This window comes from Amycolatopsis sp. NPDC003676 (assembly GCF_053587275.1).
This window is the reverse complement of sequence record NZ_JBSFNS010000116.1, coordinates 1-24466: the sequence shown is the minus strand read 5'-3', so window position 1 is coordinate 24466 and position 24466 is coordinate 1. Positions and strand designations below refer to the sequence as shown.

The 24466-nt window shown below is 69.2% G+C and carries 25 protein-coding genes; 14 read left to right on the top strand and 11 right to left on the bottom strand.

Annotated features, from left to right (window positions below; genetic code table 11):
• The 4 genes from ACWDNU_RS38390 to ACWDNU_RS38375 all read left to right on the top strand — a co-directional run.
• Nucleotides 1–960 (top strand): MFS transporter (locus tag ACWDNU_RS38390; protein ID WP_449672458.1); only part of this gene is annotated, 960 nt, incomplete at its 5' end.
• Between the two features lie 46 nt (nucleotides 961–1006).
• On the top strand, nucleotides 1007–1531 hold the full coding sequence (locus ACWDNU_RS38385; protein WP_370932662.1) for an RNA polymerase sigma factor: 525 nt from the start codon (nucleotides 1007–1009) through the stop codon (nucleotides 1529–1531).
• A complete protein-coding gene (locus tag ACWDNU_RS38380) occupies nucleotides 1524–2411 on the top strand; it encodes a VOC family protein (RefSeq protein WP_449672457.1) in 888 nt (295 codons plus the stop codon). The genes ACWDNU_RS38385 and ACWDNU_RS38380 overlap by 8 nt, the downstream gene beginning before the upstream one ends.
• 52 nt (nucleotides 2412–2463) lie before the next feature.
• The gene (locus ACWDNU_RS38375) at nucleotides 2464–2847 is read left to right on the top strand and encodes a hypothetical protein (protein ID WP_449672456.1); all 384 of its coding nucleotides are present in this window, start codon (nucleotides 2464–2466) and stop codon (nucleotides 2845–2847) included.
• Between the two features lie 27 nt (nucleotides 2848–2874).
• On the opposite strand, the gene ACWDNU_RS38370 is transcribed toward ACWDNU_RS38375, so the two are convergent.
• The gene (locus tag ACWDNU_RS38370) at nucleotides 2875–3255 is read right to left on the bottom strand and encodes a VOC family protein (protein ID WP_344282054.1); all 381 of its coding nucleotides are present in this window, start codon (nucleotides 3253–3255) and stop codon (nucleotides 2875–2877) included.
• Nucleotides 3256–3391: 136 nt separating this feature from the next.
• Nucleotides 3392–4699: a UDP-glucose dehydrogenase family protein gene (locus ACWDNU_RS38365; protein WP_370932666.1), complete on the bottom strand. Its 1308-nt coding sequence runs from the start codon at nucleotides 4697–4699 to the stop codon at nucleotides 3392–3394.
• A 172-nt stretch (nucleotides 4700–4871) separates the two neighbouring features.
• On the opposite strand from ACWDNU_RS38365, the gene ACWDNU_RS38360 reads away from it, so the two are divergent.
• Nucleotides 4872–5630, top strand: a complete 759-nt coding sequence (locus ACWDNU_RS38360) for an SDR family NAD(P)-dependent oxidoreductase (protein ID WP_449672455.1) — start codon at nucleotides 4872–4874, stop codon at nucleotides 5628–5630.
• 53 nt (nucleotides 5631–5683) lie between these two features.
• On the opposite strand, the gene ACWDNU_RS38355 is transcribed toward ACWDNU_RS38360, so the two are convergent.
• Together ACWDNU_RS38355 and ACWDNU_RS38350 are read right to left on the bottom strand one after the other, a co-directional pair.
• Nucleotides 5684–6364 carry a class I SAM-dependent methyltransferase gene (locus ACWDNU_RS38355; protein ID WP_449672454.1) on the bottom strand — a complete coding sequence of 227 codons (681 nt, stop codon included), beginning with the start codon at nucleotides 6362–6364 and terminating at the stop codon, nucleotides 5684–5686.
• A 159-nt stretch (nucleotides 6365–6523) separates the two neighbouring features.
• Complete coding sequence (locus ACWDNU_RS38350; RefSeq protein ID WP_449672453.1) at nucleotides 6524–7159, bottom strand: helix-turn-helix transcriptional regulator; 636 nt, start codon at nucleotides 7157–7159, stop codon at nucleotides 6524–6526.
• Between the two features lie 546 nt (nucleotides 7160–7705).
• Between ACWDNU_RS38350 and ACWDNU_RS38345 the strand changes: the two genes are divergently transcribed.
• Nucleotides 7706–8044, top strand: a complete 339-nt coding sequence (locus tag ACWDNU_RS38345) for a MerR family transcriptional regulator (RefSeq protein WP_449672452.1) — start codon at nucleotides 7706–7708, stop codon at nucleotides 8042–8044.
• A gap of 179 nt (nucleotides 8045–8223) precedes the next feature.
• Here the strand turns inward: ACWDNU_RS38345 and ACWDNU_RS38340 are convergent, their stop codons facing one another.
• Nucleotides 8224–9870: a TM0106 family RecB-like putative nuclease gene (locus ACWDNU_RS38340; protein WP_449672451.1), complete on the bottom strand. Its 1647-nt coding sequence runs from the start codon at nucleotides 9868–9870 to the stop codon at nucleotides 8224–8226.
• A 106-nt stretch (nucleotides 9871–9976) separates the two neighbouring features.
• On the opposite strand from ACWDNU_RS38340, the gene ACWDNU_RS38335 reads away from it, so the two are divergent.
• Nucleotides 9977–10456: a DUF6474 family protein gene (locus tag ACWDNU_RS38335; RefSeq protein WP_344282073.1), complete on the top strand. Its 480-nt coding sequence runs from the start codon at nucleotides 9977–9979 to the stop codon at nucleotides 10454–10456.
• Nucleotides 10457–10514: 58 nt separating this feature from the next.
• On the opposite strand, the gene ACWDNU_RS38330 is transcribed toward ACWDNU_RS38335, so the two are convergent.
• From ACWDNU_RS38330 to ACWDNU_RS38315, 4 genes are read right to left on the bottom strand one after another with little or no spacing between them, the layout of a single operon-like run.
• Nucleotides 10515–11486: a glycine betaine ABC transporter substrate-binding protein gene (locus ACWDNU_RS38330; RefSeq protein ID WP_237597712.1), complete on the bottom strand. Its 972-nt coding sequence runs from the start codon at nucleotides 11484–11486 to the stop codon at nucleotides 10515–10517.
• Nucleotides 11486–12265, bottom strand: coding sequence for an ABC transporter permease (locus ACWDNU_RS38325; protein WP_037806898.1), 780 nt, complete (start codon nucleotides 12263–12265; stop codon nucleotides 11486–11488). The genes ACWDNU_RS38330 and ACWDNU_RS38325 overlap by 1 nt, the downstream gene beginning before the upstream one ends.
• On the bottom strand, nucleotides 12262–13461 hold the full coding sequence (locus tag ACWDNU_RS38320) for an ABC transporter ATP-binding protein (protein ID WP_370932672.1): 1200 nt from the start codon (nucleotides 13459–13461) through the stop codon (nucleotides 12262–12264). Before ACWDNU_RS38320 ends, ACWDNU_RS38325 begins: the two co-directional genes overlap by 4 nt.
• On the bottom strand, nucleotides 13448–14095 hold the full coding sequence (locus tag ACWDNU_RS38315) for an ABC transporter permease (protein ID WP_037806896.1): 648 nt from the start codon (nucleotides 14093–14095) through the stop codon (nucleotides 13448–13450). The genes ACWDNU_RS38320 and ACWDNU_RS38315 overlap by 14 nt, the downstream gene beginning before the upstream one ends.
• Before the next feature lie 280 nt (nucleotides 14096–14375).
• Between ACWDNU_RS38315 and ACWDNU_RS38310 the strand changes: the two genes are divergently transcribed.
• The 4 genes from ACWDNU_RS38310 (at nucleotide 14376) to ACWDNU_RS38295 (ending at nucleotide 17474) form a co-directional block, all read left to right on the top strand.
• Complete coding sequence (locus ACWDNU_RS38310; RefSeq protein WP_449672450.1) at nucleotides 14376–14921, top strand: hypothetical protein; 546 nt, start codon at nucleotides 14376–14378, stop codon at nucleotides 14919–14921.
• 113 nt (nucleotides 14922–15034) lie between these two features.
• Nucleotides 15035–15784: a YcnI family copper-binding membrane protein gene (locus ACWDNU_RS38305; protein ID WP_449672449.1), complete on the top strand. Its 750-nt coding sequence runs from the start codon at nucleotides 15035–15037 to the stop codon at nucleotides 15782–15784.
• 128 nt (nucleotides 15785–15912) lie between these two features.
• The gene (locus tag ACWDNU_RS38300; protein ID WP_449672460.1) at nucleotides 15913–16449 is read left to right on the top strand and encodes a copper resistance CopC family protein; all 537 of its coding nucleotides are present in this window, start codon (nucleotides 15913–15915) and stop codon (nucleotides 16447–16449) included.
• Entirely contained in the window at nucleotides 16446–17474 is a 1029-nt protein-coding gene (locus ACWDNU_RS38295; RefSeq protein ID WP_370932675.1) for a copper resistance D family protein, read from the top strand. The genes ACWDNU_RS38300 and ACWDNU_RS38295 overlap by 4 nt, the downstream gene beginning before the upstream one ends.
• Nucleotides 17475–17644: 170 nt before the next feature.
• On the opposite strand, the gene ACWDNU_RS38290 is transcribed toward ACWDNU_RS38295, so the two are convergent.
• Both ACWDNU_RS38290 and ACWDNU_RS38285 read right to left on the bottom strand, forming a co-directional pair.
• Nucleotides 17645–18535: a phosphotransferase enzyme family protein gene (locus tag ACWDNU_RS38290; protein WP_449672448.1), complete on the bottom strand. Its 891-nt coding sequence runs from the start codon at nucleotides 18533–18535 to the stop codon at nucleotides 17645–17647.
• 16 nt (nucleotides 18536–18551) lie between these two features.
• Nucleotides 18552–19859: a tetratricopeptide repeat protein gene (locus ACWDNU_RS38285; protein WP_370932676.1), complete on the bottom strand. Its 1308-nt coding sequence runs from the start codon at nucleotides 19857–19859 to the stop codon at nucleotides 18552–18554.
• Nucleotides 19860–20280: 421 nt separating this feature from the next.
• Between ACWDNU_RS38285 and ACWDNU_RS38280 the strand changes: the two genes are divergently transcribed.
• The 3 genes from ACWDNU_RS38280 to ACWDNU_RS38270 all read left to right on the top strand — a co-directional run.
• On the top strand, nucleotides 20281–20640 hold the full coding sequence (locus tag ACWDNU_RS38280) for a hypothetical protein (protein WP_370932677.1): 360 nt from the start codon (nucleotides 20281–20283) through the stop codon (nucleotides 20638–20640).
• 14 nt (nucleotides 20641–20654) lie between these two features.
• On the top strand, nucleotides 20655–21080 hold the full coding sequence (locus ACWDNU_RS38275) for a hypothetical protein (protein ID WP_449672459.1): 426 nt from the start codon (nucleotides 20655–20657) through the stop codon (nucleotides 21078–21080).
• 555 nt (nucleotides 21081–21635) lie between these two features.
• Nucleotides 21636–24466, top strand: a 2831-nt coding sequence (locus ACWDNU_RS38270) for a DUF6531 domain-containing protein (protein ID WP_449672447.1), incomplete at its 3' end; no start/stop codon positions are given.

The following is a 24466-nucleotide window of genomic DNA, read 5'->3' as shown; positions in this document are numbered from 1 at the left end:
GCCACCGTGGTCGGGCAGCTGCTCGGCGGCGCGCTGGTCGCGGCCAACGTGTGGGACCTGAGCTGGCGGCCGATCTTCCTGGTCAACGTGCCGATCGGCATCATCGGGCTGCTGCTCGCGCGCCGCACGGTGCCGGACAGCCGGGCGAGCAACCCGCTCGGCGTCGACCGCTGGGGCACCGTGCTGCTGGCCGTTTCGCTGCTGTCGCTGCTGATCCCGATCATGGAAGGCCGCGCGCTCGGCTGGCCTTGGTGGAGCATCGCGCTGCTGGTGATCTTCCCGTTCGCCGCGTTCGGCTTCGCCCGCGTGGAGCGGAAGCTGGAAGCCGCGGGCGGCACTCCGTTGCTCCCGCCGGCTCTGCTGCGCACCGCGAGCGTGCGGCACGGGCTGACTGTCGCGGTGCCGTTCTTCTGCGCGTTCGGTTCGTTCATGTTCGTCTACGCGGTGACCCTGCAGAACGGCCTGCACCTCGGCCCTCTCGGCGCCGGACTGGCGTTGACCCCGATGGCCGTCGCGTACTTCACGACCTCGCTGGTCAGCAGCCACCTGGTCGCCCGGTTCGGCCGTAAGATCGTGCCGATCGGCGGGCTGATCCTCACCGTCGGCCTGATCGCGCTCGCCGGAACCGCGCTGCTGGACTGGCCTGATCTGTCGGTCTGGCAGCTGGCCCCGGCGATGGTGCTGATCGGCGTCGGCAACGGGCTCGCGATGAGCACGCTGTTCCGGGTGGTGCTTTCGCGAGTGCCCGCCGACCTGGCGGGTGTCGGCGGCGGCGTGCTGACCACGACCCAGCAGACGTCGCTGGCGCTGGGCGTCGCGGTGCTGGGCAGCCTGTTCGCCAGCTTGAGTGTCCCCGGCGCGATGGGTTACCAAGGCGCGTTTGTGCTGGTCATCGGGATCTTGGCGGCGCTCGCACTGCTGGTGTCCGGACTGGCGCGGAAGCTGCCGGACCCGCGCTGAGAAATTCGTCCGACGGAAAACCCCGCTCCCGGACGACGATGGAGATGTGACGGAACCTCGGGTGCAGCCAGACCCGGCCTTCGCGCTGCTCGGCCTCTACGAGAAGGCCCTGCCGGAGGTCTATGGCTACCTGCTCGCGAGGTGCGGCAACCGCGTGCTGGCGGAGGAACTGACGTCCGAGACGTTCCTGAGCGCGGTCGCCGCTTGCCGCAGGGAGCACGCGCCGCCGGTGAGCACCCCCTGGCTGATCGGGGTGGCCCGGCACAAACTGGCCGATCACTGGCGGCGCGCCGAACGGGAACAGCGCGGGCTGCGGCTCGTGCACGACGCCGGATGCGACGTCGAGGATCCCTGGGACGAACAGCTCGACGCCCTGCGCGCGCGGCAGGTGCTCGAAGCGCTGGCGGTCCCGCATCGGGCGGTGCTCACCCTGCGGTACGTCGACGGCCTTCCGGTGCGCGACGTCGCCGCGCACCTCGGCCGGACCATCCACGCGACGGAGGCGTTGCTGACGCGGGCCAAGACCGCGTTCCGCCGCGGCTACCAGGAGAAGGAGGGACGTGATGGCTGAACCGTTCGACGCGCTCGCGCTGCCCTCGACTCCGGCCGATCCCGATCCGGCCTTCGCCGAGCAGCTGCGGGACGACCTCCGCCGTCTGATCCTGAACGGAGCGGAGATGACCACCACCGAAACCACGCAGGCGCGAGCGGGTGCGCTGACGCCGTACCTGGTCGTGACCGATGCGCGGGCCGCGCTCGACTTCTACGTCGAGGTCTTCGGCGCGCGCCGCCGGTCCGATCCGATCGTGATGGACGACGGCCGGGTCGGGCACGCCGAACTGGACATCGGCGGCAGCGTGCTGATGCTGGCCGAGGAATTCCCCGAGCTGGGCAACGTCGTCGCGCCCGAGGGCGGCGCGATGGTGCGCGTCGAGGTGCCCGATCCGCAGAGCGCGGCGCAGCGCGCGGTGGAGCTGGGCGCGGAGCTGCTGCGTCCGGTCGAGGACCGCGGCTACGGGCTGAATGGCGTGATCAAGGACCCGTACGGCCAGCGCTGGCTGGTCGGAAAGGCCGCGCCACAAGCGAAAACGCCCGGGGAGCGCACGTATCGGCACGGCGAGGCCGGGTACTTCACCTTCCAGGTGCCCGACGAAGTCCGGGCCAAAGCGTTCTACGGCGCGGTGCTCGGCTGGCAGTTCAACCAGGGCAGCCTGCCGACCGCGTGGCGCATCGAGGGCCACGGCCTGCCCGGCGGGCTGTGGGGCGGCTCGGAACTGCAGACCGGGTGGAAGCTCATGTTCGCCGTCGACGACCTCGAAGCCGCGCTCGCCCGGGTGCGCGAGCAGGGCGGCCGGGCGGGCGAGGTGGAGAACCCGCCGTACGGCCGAACGGCCGATTGTGCCGACGACCAGGGGATCGAGTTCTGGTTGTGGGAACAGCCACGCACGTGACCTGGGCCAAAACCCCGGCGGCAAACCGGCCGCCGGGGCGCACACTCAAGAGATGGCCGCGCACTGGACGCCCCGCGACGAAGCCGAACTGACCGCCGGTTGGCAGCTGTGGCTCGCGCTGGGCTCGTGTGCCTGGCCGGGACCGGACTGGGACGGCACGCCCGCCGAAGCCGTCCGCGGCCTCGAACGCTGCTTCGCCGCGTGCGACGAGATTCTCGCCGCGCACGACCAGCCGGACTCCGCGGTCGCCGGGCTGGTGCGCTCGATGCTCCTGGCCGCGAACTGGACACGCGAACTGTGGCGCGACGACTCGGATCCGCTCGATTCCGAACGCGCCGCACTGCTGCACGCCGACCTGGCCGCTTTCGCCGACCACGCGGAAGGCGTCCGCACCCTGCTGGCGGCAGGAGGCGGGTGGGCCTCGCTTCCGCTGTGAACCGCCCGCCTTCTGTCTACAAAGGACTTACCAGCTCGCCGGCCGTTTCCGCTCCGGCTCGTACGGCTGCGTGATGACCTCGATCCCGTTTCCGCCCGGGTCAAGGAAATACACGCCGCGGCCGCCGTGGTTGTGGTTGATCTCGCCGGGGCCCTGACCGCCCGGCCCGGCGTGGTACTCGACCCCGGATTCCTTCAGCCGCAGGAAAAACGCGTCGAAGTCGTCTTCCGGAATGAGGAAGCAGTAGTGCTGCAGCTTGCGGTCTTCGTCGGGAACCGTGGCGAAGTCGAGCCGCACGCCGTTGCTGGTTTCGACGGGGATGAACGGGCCCCATTCCTCGCCGATCTCGAACCCGAGGAGGTTCGCGAAGAATTCGGCGGATTCCCGGTTGTTCCGGGACGGGACCATCAGGTGATTCAGTTCAAGAGAGAGGGACACGAAGCAATGCCTCCAGAAGGCATCCCAGCACCTCCATGTCTCACCCAGCCGGTGACCGACACGCGATGCCGCCGACGACTATAGCGCAGCGGAAGCGGATCTCCAATCAGGAAACCGGAACTCGCCGCCGGGCCGCGCGCGGACGGCCGACGCCCTGCCACGACAACCCCGCGTCGAGAATCATCCCGGGGTCGAGCAGATTCCGGGTGTCGACGACGTCGTCGCCCTCCATCGCGTCCGCGATCGCGACCCAGTCGAGATTGCGGAACTCGGCCCATTCGGTAAGCACCACAACGACATCCGCGTCCTTGGCGACCTGGTACGGATCGTCCACGACGGTCATGCCGGCGATACCACCGGACACCGCCGGGTCGTACGCGGTGATCTCCGCACCAAGCGCACCGAGCACCGAAGACACTGCCAGCGCGGGGGAATCGCGCAGATCGTTCGTGCCCGCCTTGAACGCCAAGCCCAGCACGCCGATCCGCGCGCCGGCCAGAGTTCCGCCGCAGGCGCCGGCGATCTTCGCCACAATGCGGTCGCGCTGGGCGATGTTCTCGTCGATCGCCGAGGTCAGCATGCGGAAGTCGTAGTCGACCGACTCGGCGACCTTGACCAGCGCGCTGGTGTCCTTGGGCAGGCACGAGCCGCCCCATCCGGGGCCAGGCTTGAGGAACGTGCGGCCGATCCGCCGGTCGTAGCCCATGCCTTCGGTGACCAGGTCGATGTCCGCGCCGAGCCGTTCGCACAGTTCGGCGATCGAGTTCACATAGGACAGTTTGAGCGCGAGGAAGCAGTTCGCCGCGTACTTGACCAGTTCCGCGCTGGCCGCGTCGGCGACCACGATCGGTGCGGCGAGATCGCCGTACAACTGCCCGACCCACGCGGCCGCGGCACGGCAATCCGACCCGACGACGATCCGGTCCGGGTTCAGGAAGTCTTGCACCGCAGTGCCTTCACGCAGAAACTCCGGGTTGGACACGACCGGCACGTCGTCGCGGCCGACCATCGCGCGGATGCGTTTCGCGGTGCCGACCGGCACCGTCGACTTCGTGATCAGCGCGCAGCCCGGCGGCAGCACGTCGCCGATCTCGGCGGTCACCGCCTCCACCGCACGCAAATCCGCGGACCCGCCCGCGCCCATCGGCGTCGGCACGCAGAGGAAAACGCCTTCCGCGCCGCGAACGGCTTCCCGCGCGCCGACGACGAACGACAGCCGTCCGTTCGCCAGTCCGCGGGAGACCAGTTCGGCCAGTCCTGGTTCGAGGATGTCCACGCGGCCCGCTGAGAGCCGGTTCACTTTCGCCACGTCCACGTCCACGCAGGTGACGCGATGCCCGAGGCTCGCGAGACAAGCCCCCGTGGTCAATCCGACGTATCCCGTCCCTACCACCACGATCCGAGCTGAGCTCATGCTGCTGAAGGTCGCAGCCGGAGTTGACCTCAGCGCTAACAGAAGCGGTCGCGGCCGAATACTCCTCGCGACGACAGCGGGTGAGGCGACACACTCCGGCAGGCGTGCGAACGAGCGTTAACCTGGGCGCGGAGGTGCACCGCGGCACCTGAGAGCAGGAGGAAGGCTGAAGATGCAGATCACCGACACCGCAGCGCTCGTCACGGGTGGCGCGTCCGGTCTCGGCGGCGCGACCGCCAAGGCACTGGCCGCGAAAGGCGCGCGGGTGTTCGCCCTCGACCTCGCGCCCTCGATCGAGAAGGCCGAGCAGGTCGAGCACGTCACCTACGTCGAGGCCGACGTGACCGACCCGGACCAGGTGCAGGCCGCCGTCGACACCGCGGCGAGCTCGGGCGTACCGCTGCGCACGGTGGTCAACTGCGCCGGCATCGGGCCGTCCGCGCGCATCCTGTCCAAGAAGGGCAGGCACGACCTCGGGCTGTACGCGAAGGTCATCCAGATCAACCTGATCGGCACCTTCAACGTGCTCACCGTCGCCTCCGAGGCGATCGCGAAGACCGAGCCGCTGGCCGACGACGCACGCGGCGTCATCATCAACACCGCGTCCGTCGCCGCCTTCGACGGCCAGATCGGGCAGGTGGCGTACGCGTCGTCCAAGGGCGGCGTGGTCGGCCTGACCCTGCCCGCCGCGCGCGACCTCGCCTCGCACGGCATCCGCGTGCTGACGATCGCTCCCGGCATCGTCGACACCCCGATGCTCGCCACGGTCAGCGAAGAGTTCCGCGCCGGCCTCGCCGCCGGGATTCCGTTCCCGAAGCGGCTGGCCCGGCCGGACGAGTACGCGCAGCTCGCCCTGTCGCTGATCGACCACGACTACCTCAACGGCGAGGTCGTCCGCATGGACGGCTCGCTGCGGATGGCCCCGCGCTGACCTGCTGAGCAGTGGGTGTGCTGCCCCCTCGGCGGCACACCCACGCCCTCAGGTCACTCCTTGCGCAACCGCACCTCGAGGCCGATCCCGTCGGGGGTCACCTCGCAGGTGCGGAACTTGCTCTCCGCGACGGTCGCCCTGAACTGCTCCGGCGTGTACGCCCGCCGCCGCAGCCCGCGGAGCGTGCGGACGGTGGTGAACGTGGCCACCGGACCGAGATTCATCCGCGCGACCTCAGCGTCCAGCTCCGCGTCCGTGGTGCTCTTGCTCAGGTCCTGCACCAGCGCGACGCCGCCGGGCCGCAGCACCCGGTGCATCTCGTCGAGCGCGTCCACCGGGTCGGCGAAGTTCTTGAACGCCGCCTGGCAGACCAGGAAGTCGAACGACCCGTCCGCGAACGGCATCGCCGCGACGTCGCCCCGGCGGAAGTCCACCGGGACGCCCTGCTCTTTCGCGTACTCCCTGGCCAGCTCGACAAACGTGCGGCTGACGTCCAGCCCGGTCACCTTGCAGCGTCCGGTACGAGCCATTTCGACGGCGAAGAAACCCGGCCCGGGCGCGACCTCGAGCAGATCAGTGCCCTCGGCCAGGTCCGCGGCCATCATCTCGGCCGTCTCGCGATACTGCACCAGCTGCGGTTCGGTGCGCCGCCCCCGCGCGTATGCCCGGGCGATCGGCCCCTCCATCTCCGGCAGCAGCTTCGTGCGGTGCCGTTTTACCTGGGTGTTCCCCATGTGCTTCTCCCTGTTTCGGTTGATACCGAACCAGTGCCGCGAGACGGGCGACCCGTATCCTGTCGACGCAGCCTGAGGACAGGTACCCGCACCCGCGGTTTCCGGTTCGACGGTTCCCGGTCCCGGCGGCGGTGTGCCAGCACCTCCTCCGGGACCTCTTTATTCGCCTTCGTTCTCGACGAAGGCGGCCATGTCGGGCAGCTCCCCGGTTTCCCGGTAGTGCCGCCATTCCCCGACCCCCGGAATCGCGCCGGAGACCAGCTCCTCGCGCAGCCCGCGGACCCATTCGGCCTCCGCGCGCCACATCGCCAGTTGGTACTCCGCCTCGACGAGGACCAGCCGCGGCAGCTCCGCGCGCATCTTCGCCAGCGCCTCGGCACGTTCGTCGATCAGCTGGCCCAGCTCGTCGACCCGGTGCCGCAACTGCTCGTCAACGACGTCCGGCCCGAGCGCGAGCATCACCGACAGCCCCGTGTGAAACCGCGTCGGTTCGAGATCGGGCACCGCGAGCAGCTCGGCGACCCAATCCTCCAGCTCGGCCCGCCCCGTCTCGGTGATCCGGTACACGGTCCGCTCCGGCCGCGCCCCCTCGCGCACGTTCTCGACCGCCTCGATGAATTCGTGCTTCTCGAGATTGCCGACAACCGTGTAGAGCGAGCCCCACTTGATCTTCAGGTCGCCTTCTTTGCCGCGTTCCCGCAGAAGAGTGGCGACTTCGTACGGATGCATCGGCCGCTCGAACAACGTGGCCAGCACGGCGAGGCCCAACAAGTTGGACACCTTCCGCCGCTTCACGCCGACCTCCCCTCGTGGACGAGTACTCGCCGACGAGTATAGCGAAAGGAGGGCCGCGCGCCTAGCTCGGAGAAAATCTATGGCGGCGGGGGTAGACATTCGCTGCTGTGGATGGGTAATCTTCTCCTCGTACAGAAGAGACAACGTCAATCAGGCACGGGAGATGACGAACCGCCCGTGAGGTGAGACAAGACGGGCGTTACGCGTGCTGGAGCCGATCAGCGAAAGGGTTCCAGCCGGTGACGTTCGAAGCAGTCGCAGTACCGAAAGTGCACTACCGCAAGAAGAAACACCGGAAAGAAGGGAACGGGCACATCATTGGATCGCCCGCGGCGGCGGAGCAGCAGTGCCGCGCGGGTACCGCAGTCCCATCAGATTGGCAGGTGGTTCTCGGTTACGAATCAGCGATCTCCGCGCGGCATGTCCGGTGAACGGACCCCGCGGATACCACAAGCCGGCTTCACGGCCGGTTGACAATGATGAAACCCAACCCTGGGACCCCGGGTGCCGCGCGGCATCCGGGGTCCCTTGTGATGTGGAGGTGGAATGACCCCTGACCCACGCGATACCCCGTCCGCGAGTTCAGGCGGGGCCGACAAGTTCGATGACGACGAGTACCCCGCTTACACGATGGGCCGGGCCGCCGACATGCTCGGCACCAGCCAGAACTTCCTGCGCAGCCTGGACGAGGCCGGCCTGATCGAGCCGCAGCGCTCGTCCGGCGGGCATCGCCGCTATTCCCGCCAGCAGTTGCGCCTCGCCGCACGCGTGCGCGAACTGGTCGACCAGGGCACGGCCGTCGACGCCGCCTGCCGCATCGTCTCCCTTGAGGACCAGCTCCGCGAGTCGCAGCGGGAAAACGAGGAACTGCGCTCCGCCGAGTAACTCTGCCGGGTCAAGTGTGCTGCCCGGACACCGCAGCACACCCCCGGTGCCTCTCGCGCATCTCCTCGCGGCAGCCGAGCGCCTGCCCCTGCCGGGAGGATCCGCGCGAGACCCACTCGAAACCGCGAGCACTCACGTTTCCGTGCTGAAATTCCGGCACGACGGCTTCCGCGCGGGACTCAGATGTCCAGCATGTACGGAACCTCGTCCTGAGCCCGCCCGCTCATCCACTCCCGCAGCGCCTTGGTCGCCAGCACATCATCCTCGTTGTACCGCAACAATCGCTCCCGCTGCTCACTATCGGGAACCCCGCCGTCCATCCCGACCGCATCCCGGTACCACCGCATCGAAGCCTCGCCGCCGGCTTCCGGATCTCGCCAAGCGAACCCAGCGACCGGGGCGATCACCTTCAACCCCTTGCCCCGCGAGCACAGGAACTGATCCGTCACACTGCGGAACAGATCCACCCACTCGTCAGAGTCCACAAAGGACTGCACAGCCCGCTTCTCCGGCACCCCGGGATACTCCCCGAACCGATCCACCGACCCGAACAGCCACCGGTTCTCCGCGAGCGCGTTGTAGCAATACGCCCGGAAAGTCAGCCCCGCGGCAAGAGTCCGCGCCCGAACATCCGTGAACCAAGCCCAAAACTCCGCGAACGACCGCGCCTCGTCCACCGTCGGCAGCGGTTCCCAGGTCGCGAACGCCCGGTATCCCCGCGGCACCCCGATGTCCACTCCGGACAGCAGCGTCCCCCACAGATAAGCCCCGGCGTCACCGAAGCTCTCCATGTCCACGTCGACCTCGACGTCCGCGCGCGGCACCTCGATCCGCGGCGTCCGGCGCACCACCGTGAGATCCGCCAGCCACGCCCGGGCGAGCATGATCGCGTCGGAGAACGTGCCGCCGGTCCAGTTCATCGGCGGCATCTCGGCGGCCGGGTCCAGCGCGGCCAGTTTGTCTACAGTGGACACTCCGACGCGGCGCAGCTCGCCCGCGTCCTCGCCGCGCACCACCAGGCTCACGTCACGCGTCTCGGTGAGCACGACCTCGCAGGTAGCCCAGAACGGACACCGCCGGCATTCGAGCACGCGTGAAGGCGCGGCCAGCGCTTCCGCGCCGGTGGCGGCTGCGGTCGCGACCGCGAGCCGGTCTTCGAAGCGCGCGTCGTACTCGTCCAGCGCGCTGCGGCCGCCCGGCCAGGTGCCCGCGGTGAGGTCGTGCCACACGACGACATCCGCGTCGAGACCGATCACCCCGCCGACCGCGCGGCCGCTGGCCGCCAGCTCGCGCGACTCCAGCATCCGCCGCAGGTGCGCGAGCCGCAGCTGGTCTCGCGGCTGCGAGCGCACTTTGCGCAGCTCGTCCGGCGAACGACGCGCTGGATCCAGCTCAGTCATCGCGGTGGTGGGCGCGCCCTGGCCCCGGTCGGTGATCCGGTGCCGGACCACCAGCACCGGCACGTATCCGTCGCCGACGCGCACGAGCAGGTCGATGCCGCCACGCCGGTGCCCGACCGGATCGGCGGGCAGCAACGCGCCCCAGATGTACTGCGCGCCATCGGCGAACGCCTGCTCGGTGAGCCGCACCCGCTCACCCGCGGACGCGGCACGCGGCACTCGCGCCCAGGTGGCGTCCGGCCCCGAGGCCGCCACCAGCTGTTCGAGGATTTCCTCGCGGTGCGCGGTCGCGTCGTCGATGCGCTGCTGCGCCGTCGGATCCGGCGGCGGCAGCGGCACGTCCCGCATCGCCGGGTCGTGTTCCAGGTGCACCCGGCGGCGGCAACGGCTCACCGCTCCCGCGTCGAGCAACACCTCGTCTCCCATAGCGATCACAATAGATCGTGGGTACGACATTCCCCGCGCGAGCCGACATGCCCGTCACGTCGGGGACCAGTAAGTTCATCCGGAGAAGGCGTGGGAGGTAACGGCCATGGCGCGCAAGGCCAAGCAAGACAAGGCCAAGCAGGACGAGGGTGAAGCCCGGATCACCCCGAAGAAGGCGAAGAACGCGGTCGCGGTGGCCAAGGTGCTCGGACCGGCGGTGCTGCCGGTGCTCGCGCCGTACGCGGTCCGCGCGGCGGGCGCGGCGCGGGAGGCGTACGACCGCTACCAGGCCCGCAAGCTGGGCGTCGCCGTCGACCAGCTCGGCGAGTACACCGGCCGCGGCGCGGCGCTGCACGCCCGGATCGCGGGTCTCGTGCAGGGCCTCGGCGAGCTGAAGAAGTCGGCGAAGGCGACCGAGCAGGACCAGAAGTTCGCCGCCGAGACGCAGTCGACGCTGGAGCAGCTGTCGGCCACGGTGCGCGCCGCCGAGCGCATGCCCGCGGCTCGGCGCAAGGCCGCGCACCGCGCGGTGACCGGCGAACTCGAACGGCTCGAAGACCAGCTGCTGCACCGCTTGGGCATCTGAAAAACGGCGAAGGGCCCCTTGAGCGAACTCAAGGGGCCCGTTCCGCTGCCGGGAAGCGCTACTTGATGAAGCCCTTCTCCAGCATCCAGTCGTGCGCGACGGTGCCGGCGTCCTTGCCGTCCACGTCGACCTTCTTGCACAGCTCGACCATCTGCTTGTTGTCGAGCGCCGCCGCCACCGTCTCCAGCGGCCCGCGGATCTCCGGGTGCTGGTTCAGGAACTCCGTGCGCAGCGTCGCCGCGGCGTTGTACTGCGGGAACGCCTTCTTGTCGTCCTCGAGCACGCGCAGGTTCAGCCCGGAGATCCGGCCGTCGGTGGTGAACACCTCGCCGACCGGGCAGGTGCCGTTGGCCACCGCCGAATAGATGGTGCCGATCCCGAAGTTCTCGATCTTCGGGTTCTTGAACCCGTACGCCTTGACCGCCGCCGGGAACCCGTCCTGGCGGCTGGTGAACTCCGTCTCCAGGCAGAACCGGTTCTGGTCCGGATGCGTGGTGAGGAATTTCGCCAGGTCCGAGGTGGACTTGAGGTTGTTCTTCGCCGCGTACGCCTCGGTGGTGGCGAACGCGTACTGGTCGTTGAGCGGCGAGTAGTTCAGCCAGGTGACGCCGTATTTCTCCGCGTCGGCCTTCTTCGTGGCCTCGTACTGCGCCTTCTCCCCGCCCGGAACCGGCAGCTCGTTGCCCTGGTAGTTGATCCAGCCGGTGCCGGTGTACTCCCAGGTCACGTCGGTCTGCCCGTTGAGCAGCGCCTGCCGGGACGAGTTCGACCCCTTGATGTCGGTGAGGTCGATGACGTCCGCGCCCGCCGCGCTCAGCGCCATTTCGGCCATGTAGCCGAGGATGATGTTCTCGGTGAAATCCTTCGACCCGACGACCACCCGCTGGCCTTCGAGCGACGGGATCGGCCGGATCGAACCCGGTTCGATCTTGAACGGGATCGAGGTGTTGACGTCGAGCCCGCACGCCGAGAGCGTCCCGGCGAGCAGGGCGGCGCCGACGAGCGCGCCCGCCTTTTTCAGGACGTTCATCAGCGCAGTCCCTTCGGTCCGAAGTACTGCTCGGCGACCGCGCCCAGCCAGTCCACCAGCAGCGCCAGCGCGACGGCCAGCACCGAACCGGTGATCAGCACCTTCGTGAGGTTGAGCTTGTAGCCGGTGTCGATCAGGAGGCCGAACCCGCCGGCATTGACGAACATGCCGAACGTCGCGGTGCCGACCGCCAGCACGAGCGACGTGCGCAGGCCGGCCAGGATCAGCGGGACCGCGAGCGGGAATTCCACCCGCCACAGCACCTTCTGCGCGGACATCCCGATGCCGCGGCCCGCGTCGATGAGCGACGGGTCCACCTGCTGGATGCCGACCATCGTGTTGCGCAGCACCGGGAGCAGCGAATAGAACGCCAGCGGCAGCGCCGCGACCCACAGCCCGCCGACCGCGCCGGTGAAGATGAACCACAGCACCAGCACGCCCAGCGCGGGCGCGGCCTGTCCGATGTTCGCGATGGCCAGGAAGATCGGTGCGAGCCACTTCGCCCACGGCCGGGTCACGATGATGCCGAGCGGCACCGCCACCAGCACCACGATCGCGGTGACCACGACGGTCATCGCCACGTGGTCGCGCAGCGCGGTGAGCAGCGACTCCGCGTTGAGCGTTTCCTTCTCGGTCGCGGTGAGCCCGCTCGCGAAGACCCAGATGAGCGTGACCGCGACGATCAGCACGACCACGGCGGGCTGGGCGAACAGCCGGACGCGTTCCGCGCGGCGGGAGCCTGACTCGGTGCTGAAACCAGTATCGACGGCAGCGGTCATGCTGTGGCCCCGTCCTCGTCGACGTGGTCGTCTGCGTGCTCGTCGCGCAGCTGCTGGATCGTCGCGATGACCGTGTCCAGCTTGATCGTGCCCGCGTATTCGCCGCGCGCGCCGGTGACCGGCACCGAACCGCCTTCGGCGAGCATCGCCTCGAGCGCGTCCTGCAGCGTCGACTGGAGGCTCACGATGTCGCGCAGCGGCTTGCCGACCGAACCCAGCGACGTCGCGTTGGTCAGCTCGCGCACGTGCACCCAGCGGATCGGCCGTCGGCGCTGGTCGAGCACCAGGGCGAACGGCTTGCGCGATTTGCTCAGCTTCTCCCGCACGTCGGCGGGCGATTCGTCGATCGTCGTGGTGAGCGCGTCCTGCTGCAGCTCGACGTCGCGCACGCGCAGCAGAGTCAGCTGCTTGAGCGAAGCGCCGGCGCCCACGAAACCGGCGACGGTGTCGTCGGCCGGGTTCGCCAGGATCGACTCCGGGGTGTCGTACTGCAGGATCTTCGACTGGTTGCCGAGCACCGCGATCCGGTCGCCGAGCTTGACCGCCTCGTCGAAGTCGTGCGTGACGAAGACGATCGTCTTCTTCAGGTCGGTCTGCAGCCGCAGCAGTTCGTCCTGCAGGTTGCCGCGGGTGATCGGGTCGACCGCGCCGAACGGCTCGTCCATCAGCAGCACCGGCGGGTCGGCGGCGAGCGCGCGGGCCACGCCGACGCGCTGCTGCTGCCCGCCGGACAGCTGGCGCGGGTAGCGGTCGCGGAAATCGGCCGGGTCGAGCCCGACCAGGTCCATCATCTCCTCGACCCGCGCGGTCACCTTCTTCTTGTCCCAGCCGAGCAGGCCGGGCACGACGGCGATGTTCTGCGCGACGGTGAAGTGCGGGAACAGCCCGGCCTGCTGGATCGCGTAGCCGATCTGGCGGCGCAGGGTGTCCACGTCGAGCTTCAGCGCGTCCTGCCCGCCGATGGTGATGCGGCCGGACGTCGGCTCGATCAGCCGGTTGATCATCCGCATCGTGGTGGTCTTGCCGCAGCCGGACGGGCCGACGAACACCACGATCTTGCCCGCGGGCACGACCATCGAGAAGTCGTCGACCGCGGGGGCGCGGGTGCCGGAGTAGCGCTTGGTGACGTGGTCGAGTTCGATCTCGACGCCGGAGACGGTTTCTTCTTCGGTCGCAGTGTGCTCAGCCACGGACACCCCTAGAAATGGTGAATCGCTTGATCAGGACGTAGATGCCGTCGAGCACCAGCGCGAGGATGACCACGCCGACGGTGCCGGTGAGGGCCTGGTTGAGGGAGTTCGTGCTCCCGGCGTTGGTGAGGCCGGAGAAGACCTCCGCGCCGAGGCCGGGGCCCTTGGCGTAGGCCGCGATCACCGCGATGCCCATGAGCATCTGCGTAGCGACCCGCATGCCGGTGAGGATCGCCGGCCAGGCCAGCCGCAGTTCGACCCGGGTGAGCACGGACAGCCTGCTCATCCCGATGCCGCGGGCGGCGTCGGTGATCGCCGGGTCGACCGCGTCGAGGCCGACGATCGTGTTGCGGACGATGGGCAGCAGGCCGTACAGCACGAGCGCGATCACCGCGGTGGTCGAGCCGAGGCCCGAGAGCGGGATCAGCAGACCCAGCAGGGCGAACGACGGGACGGTGAGGATCGTGCTGGCCAGTGCCGTGGCGACGGCGGAGCCGATGGGGCTGCGATAGACGGCGATGCCGATCAGCACGCCAAGGATCGCGGCGAGGATCGTGCACTGCACGACCATGCTGGTGTGCAGCCACGCCTGGAGCAGCAGCCTTCCCCACCGGTCCGAGATGTACTCGAAGAGGTTCATCCGTATTCGTTCTCCCGCCAGCTTGCGAGCCCCGGACGTCACCCGTTCGGAGTAGCCCATCAATCGGCAGGGTGACTACCCGGAACGGATACGGTCGAAACCCCCACTTCTCGGTTGTGATTACCCACCGTTTCGCATCCGCCTGGGGTCGGCAACCGAAGCGATGGGCCCCACCGAGCGGTATTTACCGGATCGAGACCCGCCTACCTGTGGGTTTTCCGCAGCTGCTCACCATTCGAGACGCTTCAGTCACCCACCGGAGTGCCGTTAAGCTGCCCGAATGAGCACCCCGGCCCGGCATCGCGGCGCACTCGCCGCTGTCCGCGGCGGATTGCTCGCTCTGAGTTCGGCGTCACTCGCCGTCACCGCGCACGCGGCCGCCGACGGCGGACTGCCCGATCCCGCGCTCACCCTGCTGCTGACCGGCCTGCTCGGCTGGACCGCCACCGCGCTCGCCGGCCGGGCCCGCGGACCGCTCGCCACGATCGCCGTGCTCGGCGGCGGACAGCTCGTGATGCACCTGGTGCTGACGACGCTCGGCGAGCACGACCCGTCCGGCGCGGCCGCCGCGCCGGATGGCTGGGCGATGACCGCGGCGCACGCCGTCGCGACCCTGCTCACCGCGTTGGTGCTGGCGCGGGCGGACGCGATGCTGCTCGCGGTGTTGCGCGTGGTCCGGCTGATTCTTCCGCTGCTGATCCGGCCGCTGCCGGTTCCGGTGGCGGCGAGCGGAGTTGCGCGGCCGCGTGCGGTGCGGGTGGTGCCGTTGCTGCGGGTGGAGTTGCGGCGGGTGCGAGGGCGGCGCGGGCCGCCGGGGAGCTCCTGAACCCCTCGTGAGTGTTAATCCCGGTTCTAACCGTGATTGCCCCTCACGACCACCCCATCCCCTTTCCGGCGCAGGCTCTGCCTCCGTCGGCTCACCCCTGTTCAGGAGCAGTTGTGTCCCACCATGTCTTCCGTCGCGCCGGCGTGCTCGCCGCGACCGTCGCCGCCACCGGTCTGCTCGGCGCGGGCATCGCGTCCGCGCACGTGACCGCCAACGTCTACGGCGACCAGCCCGCCAAGGGCGGCTACGGCACGATCTTCTTCCGCGTCCCGAACGAGGACGCGAAGCTCGGCACGGTCAAGGTCGAGGTCGACGTCAAACCGGAGTACGGCATCGGCAACTTCCGCACCAAGCCGATCCCCGGCTGGACCGCCGAGGTCACCAAGTCGAAGCTGCCGCAGCCGGTGACCACGGCGTCCGGCACGAAGATCACCGAGGCGGTCACGAAGGTCGTCTGGACCGCGCAGCCGGGCACGAAGATCGGCTCGACCGAATTCCAGGAGTTCGAGGTCAGCGGCGGCCCGCTGCCCTCGAACGTCGACCAGCTCGAATTCCCCGCCATCCAGACGTATGAGGGTGGCAAAGTGGTGGACTGGAACCAGCCCACCCCGCCCAGCGGCGAGGAGCCGGAGCACCCGGCCCCGACCATCAAGCTCGCCGCCGCCGAATCCTCGGAGCACGGCGGCCACACGCAGACCGCGGCCTCCGGTGACAACGCCGAAGCCGCCTCTTCGTCGGACAACACGGCGCGCTGGCTCGGCGGGGCCAGCCTCGTCGTCGGCGCGCTCGGGCTCGGCGTCGGCGCGGGCGCGGTGCTGCGTTCCCGTCGACCGGCCGCAGGAAAGACCGAAGGAACCAAGTAATGCGTACTGTGCCGATCTTTACTAATCCGGCCACAGCCACGGCCGAATGGCTTCGTAGCAACGGTTACTTCCCGCGCGGGGGGCGGCCTACTTTTGGCCGGATTAGTAAAGGGCTTCTAGCGCTGGCGATTTCCGGGGTGGCCCTGCTCGGCACGGCCACCCCGGCGCTGGCGCACAACGTGCTGATCAACTCCGACCCGGCCAACGGCGCGTCGGTCGCCAAGGGTCCGGCGAAGGTCACGCTCACGTTCGACCAGTACGTGCAGAACGCCGACGTGAATCAGATCGCGGTGACCGGACCGGACGGCAGCCAGTGGGCCGAGGGGCCGGTGACGGTGGAGAACAACGTGCTGAGCGCGCCACTGCGCCCGCTCGGCCCGGCGGGCAAGTACACCGTCGGCTACCGGGTCCTTTCCGCCGACGGGCACCCGGTGTCCGGCGAAATCCCGTTCACCCTCACCACCGCGGGCAACGGCACGCCGGCCAAGGGCGACGCGGCCAAGGCGGCCGGGGCTCCGGCCCAGTCGGCTCCGGCGGCTTCCTCGTCGTCGAGCGGCGTGCCGATCTGGGTGTGGATCGCCGGTGCGGTGGTGCTGCTCGCGATCGGCCTCACCGTCGCGCTGCGCACCGGCCGCGACCCCGGATCGGACAAGGCGGACCAGTGACGCGAGCCGAGACCACCTCCGCGGTCCGCTGGGCCACGCTCGCCTGCGTGGTCGTCGCGGGACTGCTGGGCGCGCTGATCGGCATCGCGCTCACCGCGTCCTCGCCCATTCCGGGCGTGGTGGAACCCAGCGAGGTGGTCTCGGCGGCCATCCCGGTCGTGCGCGTGCTGCTGGACCTGGCGGCCGTCGCGACGATCGGGCTGGCCCTGTTGTCCGTGCTGGTCGGCTACGACCGGCCGAAGCTCACCGAACCGGTCATGCGCCGGGCTCGTCCCGCCGCCGTCGCCGCCGCGCTGATCTGGGCGGCGACCGCGGTGGTCGCGCTGATCCTGCAGACGGCGGAGTACAAACCGGGCAAGAAGATGCTGACCGGCGGCGACATCGGCAGCTATATCGCCGACGTCGGCGCGGGCAAGGCATTAGTGATCGTGGCGGTGCTCGCGCTGCTGCACGCCGCGCTCGGTTTTGTCGCGCTGCGGAAGGGCGAGAAGGTGCCCGCCGAGGTGCGGGTGGGCCTGGGAATGTTCGCGCTGCTGCCGTTGCCGGTCACCGGCCACGCGTCGAACTGGGCGTATCACGACTACACGATGATCTCGATGGAGCTGCACGTGATGAGCGCGGTCGCCTGGTGCGGCGGCCTCGGCGCGATGATCGTGCTCCTGGCCGCCAACCGGACGCTGCTCGCGCACGCGCTGCCGCGGTTCTCGAAACTGGCGACGCTGTGCCTGGCGCTCTCCGCGGTGACCGGGCTGTTCAACGGCATCGTGGAAATCCTGGCCAACCCGACGATCGGCTTCTGGGCAGGCGTGTTCACCACGCCGTACGGCCAGCTGATGGTGCTGAAGGTGCTGTGCACCGGCGCGATCGCGCTGCTGGCCGCCAACTTGCGGTGGCGGCTGATGCCGCGCATCGTGCGACACCAGCGGACGGCGCTCGCGTCGTGGGCGACGCTGGAACTGACCGTGATGGGTCTGGCTTTCGGCTTCGCGGTGGTGCTTACCCGGGCCCCGGTCGCGGTGTCCTAACCGGCCGATGTGACGGCGGGTAGCCGCAACTTGCACAATGGGACTAGCAGTACGCTAACTGGGGCGATCTGCCGCACCGAATTATCGCTGCGCAGCGATACCCCCTCAGCCATCGGCGGAAAGCGGCGAACGGTCATCTGCAGTCGGCGAATGCACGTGCAGAATCCCGCTTAGCGGTATCTCGTCCACGCGGTGGCCGTCCGGCCGTCGCGCAGGTCCGCCAGCCGCCGGCGCAGTTCAGCCCGTACCGGCGGATGACTGCGCAGAATCGGCAGCACGCTCGTCGTCAGCTTCAGCTCCCGCACCGCCCTGAGCACGGAAAACCCTGGCCAGGTCGTCACGTCGAATCCGTAGGCCGCGGCGAACTCCGCATACCGGGCAGGCGGGTCACCGAATCGTTCGCGGCCGACGGCGAGCGGTGTCAGATCCCATTCCGGCGGTCCGACGCAGGAGGAATCGAAATCGCACAGCACCGGGCCGTCCGGACCGGGCAGCACGTTCCCCGGATGCGCGTCGCCGTGCACGAATCCCCTGGCCAGCGGGAAATCCAGGGTGTCGAGCCGGTCCCGCACCTCGGCGCAGCGCTCCAGCAGGAACCGCTGGTCGGCGTCGGTCAACTCCTCGGCGTCGGCGACCCGGGCCTCGATCGAGCTCAGCGGTTCCCATGCGGGCAGGCCGTCCGGCGGGTGCAGGGCGTGCACCCGGCGCAGCAGTCCGGCCAGGTCGGCAGGCGTCGGCGGCGGCCCGGCGAACGGGACCAAATCCCACACCGTGACGAGATGTCCTTGCACGTCAAGCGGTTGCTCGACCCCGGCCAGCAGCCGGACCGCGGGCACGCCGTGCCGGGCGAAATGCTCGGCCACGCGCACGACCGTGCCGACGCGGTGGCGCAGCCGGGTGGACCCGACGATCCTTACGACGACCGGTGCCCCGTTCAGCGCGAAGACCGCGTTGTTGGTGAACCGCAGCAGACGTGCGCCCGCCGGGTCGAGCCCCAGCCGGGCGCACGTGGCGGCCAGCACCCGGCGCAGTTTCGCAGGGGTGAACCTGCCTTCGGGCAAGGCGAATCCGGTCGGCTCAGGCCGCGTAGAAGATCTTGAGCCGGTCGGCGAGGTCACGGGCGTCGGGGTTGTTGCTCCGCCGCTCAGCCTCCGCGAGCAGCGGCCGCATCCGGTCCTTGACCCGCGCGGACTTGATGCTCTCCGCGCATTCGATGGCCTTGCCGCCGACCTTCACACCGTGGTCGATATCGCCCTCGAGCAGGTGATTCGTGGCGAGCGCGCTGAGCATGAACGCCTTGCTGCGCGCCATGTCGTCGGTGTAGGTGTCGACCGCGCGGCTCAGCGCCGGGATCGCGTACTTCGTGTGCTCGGGGTTCTTCATCGCCAGCACGGTGTGCACGGTGCCGGTCATCGCGTAGACGTCGGTCTCGTTGAAGAACTTGACCCACGATTCGGCCTTGGCCAGGTCGGCGCGGGCGAATTCGTCCTTGCACCGGCCGAGCAGCTTCACCGATTGCTCCTCGTTGCCCATCATCGCGTAGGCCCACGCCTCGTTGGCGCAGAGCACGGCGACGGCCAGCTCGGAACCGGATTCCTGCGCGGCGATCTGGCCGAGCTGGAACAGCTTCAGCGCGTCGTTCGCGGCGTCCTGGTGCAGGTAGACGCGACCCATCCGGTACAGCACGTTCGCCACCAGGTGGTGATCGCCGCCCTGTTTGGCCAGGTCCAGCGCCTGCGCGAAATGCCCGCGCGCGGAATCCATCAGACCGGTGTCGAACGACGTCCATCCGGCGAGGCTGTGCAGGTCCGCGATCGCGGTGAACAGCCGGGTCTTCACCTGCTCGGCCGCGCTGGAGTCGAGCATCTGCTGGCCCCAGGACAGCTGCGCGACGACCGCATCGCGGCAGAATCCGCCGCCGTACTGGTAATCGAGCGCGCGCAACGCTCTGGTCGCCGCCTCGACCTGGCGCACGTCGGTCGTCCCGATGCGCCCGGGGGCGGGAGTGCGCGCGGGCGCCTCCGACCACGTGCCGGATTCCGGACCGAACACCGCCGCACCCATCGTGACCTGGGCGGCGTGCGCGAGGAACCTCCGTCGCTTCACGGACTCGTCCTCCTCAGCCTGCCGGCCGTCGGACGCGCCGACGACCCGTATCGCCGTGGTCTCGTCATAGGCGAGACCCATGTATCCACGGGGGACACCCAGGCCGTCGGCGATTCTCGTGAGCACGTCGTAGGCCATGACCTGGCGACCCTTGAGGATCTCCGACACCTCGGACTGCGACTGGCCGGTCATCGCGGCGATCTGGCGCTGCGATACTCCGTGTTTGCGCAACAGCCGGTACACGGCGCTGACCTCGCGGGCGGCGAGCGCCTCCCGCATCTCGGGCTGTTCCCAGGCGTCGGCCGGAACCGGACTGCCTGACCGGGCGTCTGCGTGAGAGACTCCGGAACCACTGCCAGCACTGGCATCCATTGCCATTGCGCCCCCTCACCGTCTCCTGGGCGTCTGATCAGCACCCTAAGCACACGCGAGAACCTTGTGAAACGCGCGGACAGCCGGGTTGATCGGCAGGGCCGAACTCCGCTGACCGCTTACCGTGGAACGCGGTCCGGTCACCGCTATGACGCGGTTTCGACCTTCTCTCGCACCCGGTTTCACTTCACTGTAGTTGCCAGATCTCCGTCACTGCTCGGACACCCGCAGCGATCACGGAGAGCGATGGACCCGACGACACAGATCTGCCGGGACAGGTGCATCTCGCAAGATGCGCAGGCCCGGGACGAGAAAGCGTGGAGGGACAGTGGAGTTCGTGGATTCGATCGGTGGAGGACACGCCGGGACCGCGGTGCGGTCCGTTCGGCCCGCCGCACCGGGAATCGCCACGGCGCGTCCAGTGCCGCCTACTGTCGCTTCCGCTGTCGCCGCTTCGGTGTCCGCTGACCCGCGTACCGCGGGCGTGCGGCATTTCGAGGGCGGCCAGGTCGTGTGGCGCGTGCAATGCGGAGATCTCATCAGCCGCGAGCGCGCCGTGACGGTGTTCGTCGAGGACGACGAGGTGGTCGTGGTGTCCCCGCCCGGGGAGACCGCCCGTCTCACGTCCGGCCAGCTCGGCCAGCTCCGGGCCGCGCTCAACGAAGCCGCCACGATGGCGGAAAGGTGACGGTGAGTTTCCCCATGGATCAGGTTCTCGGTCAGGTTCTCCGCAACGCCGTGTGGGAGCGCCTCGACATGCTGTCCGACCTGGCGGAACGCGCCGACGCACCGTCGCTGGTCTCGGTCGCCCGCTCGGAACTGCCCCGGCTCGCCGAGGGCTGGCGCGCGATGCTGCAGGCGCACGAGCCCGACGAGCGCGGCGACTGCCCCACCTGCTCGACGCGCTGGCACCGCTGCAAGGCCCCGTGCTCGGTGTGGCAGGTCGCGCACGAGCACCTGGTCGCGGGCGGTCTCGCCCCGCAGGCACTTGCGGCGGTCGGCGAGCACCGGCCCGCCCGCCGCCGCGGCGCGGTTCCCGCCGTCCCCGGCCAGAACCGGCGAGCCGAATCGCCCGCGGAGACCACCGGCAGGCACGCCTTGGTGAAACCGCGCCCGGTCAGCGCCTGACCCCTCGGATGGGTGAGTCCGGGCGGATCACCCATTCGACCTCAACTGGCGAGCGCGCGACGAGCCCGGAAGCCCCAACCGGCTCGGTCGCCCGGCATTCTCGCCCGGCCGAGGGCTGGTCCGTCCGTCCCCCCGAGCGAGACGGACCACCCTCGGCCACCCCTAGCCCGTAAACGCGATTAATCGAAAAATGTCCGGCAGAACACCTAGCGGACGCAGTAATCGGACGCTAGGTTGAAGATCATCGCACCGGCTGCCACGCGCCGGTCGCGACCCAGAACTCCGCGGGCCGGTGCCGTTGCACTCCCCTCCCCCGACCGGCACCGGCCCGCGGTTCCACTTCCGAGACCCGCCGCCGACTCCGAGTTCCGGAGTTCCGCGGCGGGTTTTGTGCGCTTACCGCTGGACCGCTGGCAAACGCGGGCACCACCGGCGTAAATAAGCGCAGCACCGCGGCAACCGCGCGGGAACTCTCGGTAGCCTGCTACGGGGGTCTGTGCGTTCGAATTCGGCTGCGCGCCCAAGTGAATGTGTTGAGCGTGAAGAAGGGCCGGTATGTCGAATCCATTGGTCGCCGAAAAGCAGGACTCGACCTCCGCGATCTCCGGCATCTCGATCCTCGAGGCCGGAAAGGGCCTGAAGGACGGCATCGAGTCCGGCGACTGGGCGGCGACCGTGATGGGCGCGGTCGGGGTCGGCATGGAAGCGCTCGCCGCGGTGATGGACCCGTTCGGCGCGATCCTCGCCGCCGGCGTCGGCTGGCTGATCGAGCACGTCGGCCCGCTCAAGGAAGCGCTGGACAAGCTGGCCGGCGACCCGGACCAGGTGCACGCGTACTCCGAGACCTGGAAGAACGTCGCCAAAGAGGTCTCTTCCGTCTCCCAGGATCTGGCCGCACAGGTCAAAAAGGACATCGAGTCCTGGGAGGGCGCCAGCGCCGACGCCTACCGCAAGCAGGCCGAGGAAGTCGCCAAGACTCTCGAAGGCGCCGCGCAGGCGTGCGAAGGCGCGGGCAGCGGGGTGAAGACCGCGGGCGAGGTCGTCGGCGCGGTGCGGATGCTCGTGCGCGACATCATCGCCCAGGTCGTGGCGCACCTGATCTCGTGGGCGCTGCAGGTGCTGTTCACCCTCGGCATCGGGATGGCCTGGGTGGTGCCGCAGGTGGTCAACCTGGTGGCGAAGACCGCCAAGCAGATCGCCGAACTGGTCAAGAACCTCACCAAGGCGCTCAAGGAACTCGGCAAGCTCCTCACCAAGACCAAGGGCCTGTTCGAGAACGTCGCCAAGTCGATGAAGAGCATCAAGGGCGGCGCCAAGGACGCCACGCACACGCCGAAGGAGATCAAGTCTCCCGGCGGCGGCTCCACCAAGCCTTCCGGCGCGAAGGACACCCCGAACGAAAAAGGCGGTGGCGAGAAACCGCCGCCCGTCAAGGACGAGTCCACCAACACCTCCGGTGCGCACGACGGTCCGCCGCCGGAAAACAAGGGCGGCGGGAACCACGAGCCGCCTCCGCGCGAACCCGCGAAGGACGAGGCGCAGGGCAACGGCGGTACCGAGGGCGGCGCGAACAAGAACGAACGCGGCGGGAACGAGCGGACCGACCCGGACAAGGACAAGACCGAGGCGTCCAACGCGAAGCAGGAGGGCGACGCCGATCCGCCTTGCCTGACCGACCCGGTCGTCATCTCCACCGGCGAGGTGCTCGTCGAGGACTACGACCTCGAGCTGCCGGATCTGCTGGTGCGGCGGACGCACCGGTCGTCCTACCGTTCCGGGCACTGGTTCGGCTCGACCTGGGCGTCCACTGTGGACCAGCGGCTGGAGTTCGGCGAGGAGTACATCCGGTACTACGGACCGGAAGGCGTGATCCTCTACTACCCGATGCCCGCCGGGGACGAACCGGTGCTGCCGACCGAAGGCGCGCGCTGGCCGCTGACCAAGCACGCCGACGGCAGCTGCACCATCGACCAGGTGCGGCCGGACCGGACGATGCGGTTTTCCGGCGAGGGCAAGGCATTCCCGCTGCGCTCGATCGAGGACGCCGACGGCGCTCGGACCGAACTGTCCTACACCGACTCCGGCGCGCCCGCACTGCTCACACATTCCAGCGGGATCCAGGTCGGCTTCCGCACCGATGGGCACCGCATCACCGAACTGCGGATGATCGGCGCCGGCCCGGCTCCGGACGTCGTCGTGCGCAGTTACCGCTACAACTACCGCGGCCACCTCTCGGAGGTCATCAACTCCTCGGGCACCGCGATGCGCTACACCTACGATCCCGACGGCAGGGTCACGAGCTGGGAAGACCGCAATGGGGTCGCCTACCGTTACGTCTACGACGCCGAAGGGCGCTGCGTGCGCACCGAGGGCGATCAAGGCTTCTACAGCGGCGCGTTCGAATTCCTCCCCGAAGCCCGCATCACCCGGTTCACCGATTCTCTCGGCCACGTCTCGGAATACGAGTACAACGCGGAGGGACGCCCGGTCCGGGAGACCGATCCGCTGGGCAACGTGACGCTCTCCGAATGGGACCGCTACGGCAATCTGCTCCGCCGGGTCGACCCGCTCGGCCGGATCACCGAGTACACCTACGACGAGGACGGCACGCCGCTCACCATCGCCCGTCCCGACGGCAGCCTCGCCGAACTGGAGCACGACGGCGCCGAACTGGCTTCGATCACGGTGCACGGCGACGGACGGATCTGGCAGCGCCGGTACGACCAGCCCGCCGTGCCTGAGCTGCCGGGTTTCTTGGGCGAAGCCGAAGTCTCCGACGAGGAATTGGACCAGTTCGGCCGGCCGCGCACCGCGCCCGAGGTCGGCGGCGGACGCGTGCAGCTGGGCTGGACGGTCGACGGCAAACCCGCCTCGCGCGTCGGGGTGCGTCGCGAGCGCGCGATGTGGCGGTACGACCGCGAGGGCAACGAGATCGAGCACGTCGACGAACTCGGCCGGGCCACCAAGCGCGAGTACGGGCCGTTCGACATGGTCACCGCGGTCGTCGACCCCTCCGGCGCGCGCACCAGCTACACCTACGACACCGAGCTCCGGCTGACCTCGGTGACCGATCCGCTGAACCGCACCTGGAGCTACACCTACGATCCGCTCGGCAGGCTGGTCGCACAGACCGATTTCGACGGCCGCACCCGGACCTACGCCTACGACGCGGCCGGGCAGACCGTCGCGGTGACCGAGCCGGACGGTTCAGTCACCGAGAACAAGTACGACCTGCTGGGCAACCGGATCGAGATCCGCAGCCCGCACCGGACCGTGCGCTACACCTACGACCCGGTCGGCAACGTCGTGCGCGCGGAGTCCGCGGATTCGATGGTGGAGTTCGACCGCGACCTGTACGGCCGGGTCGTCCGCGAGGCGATCGACGG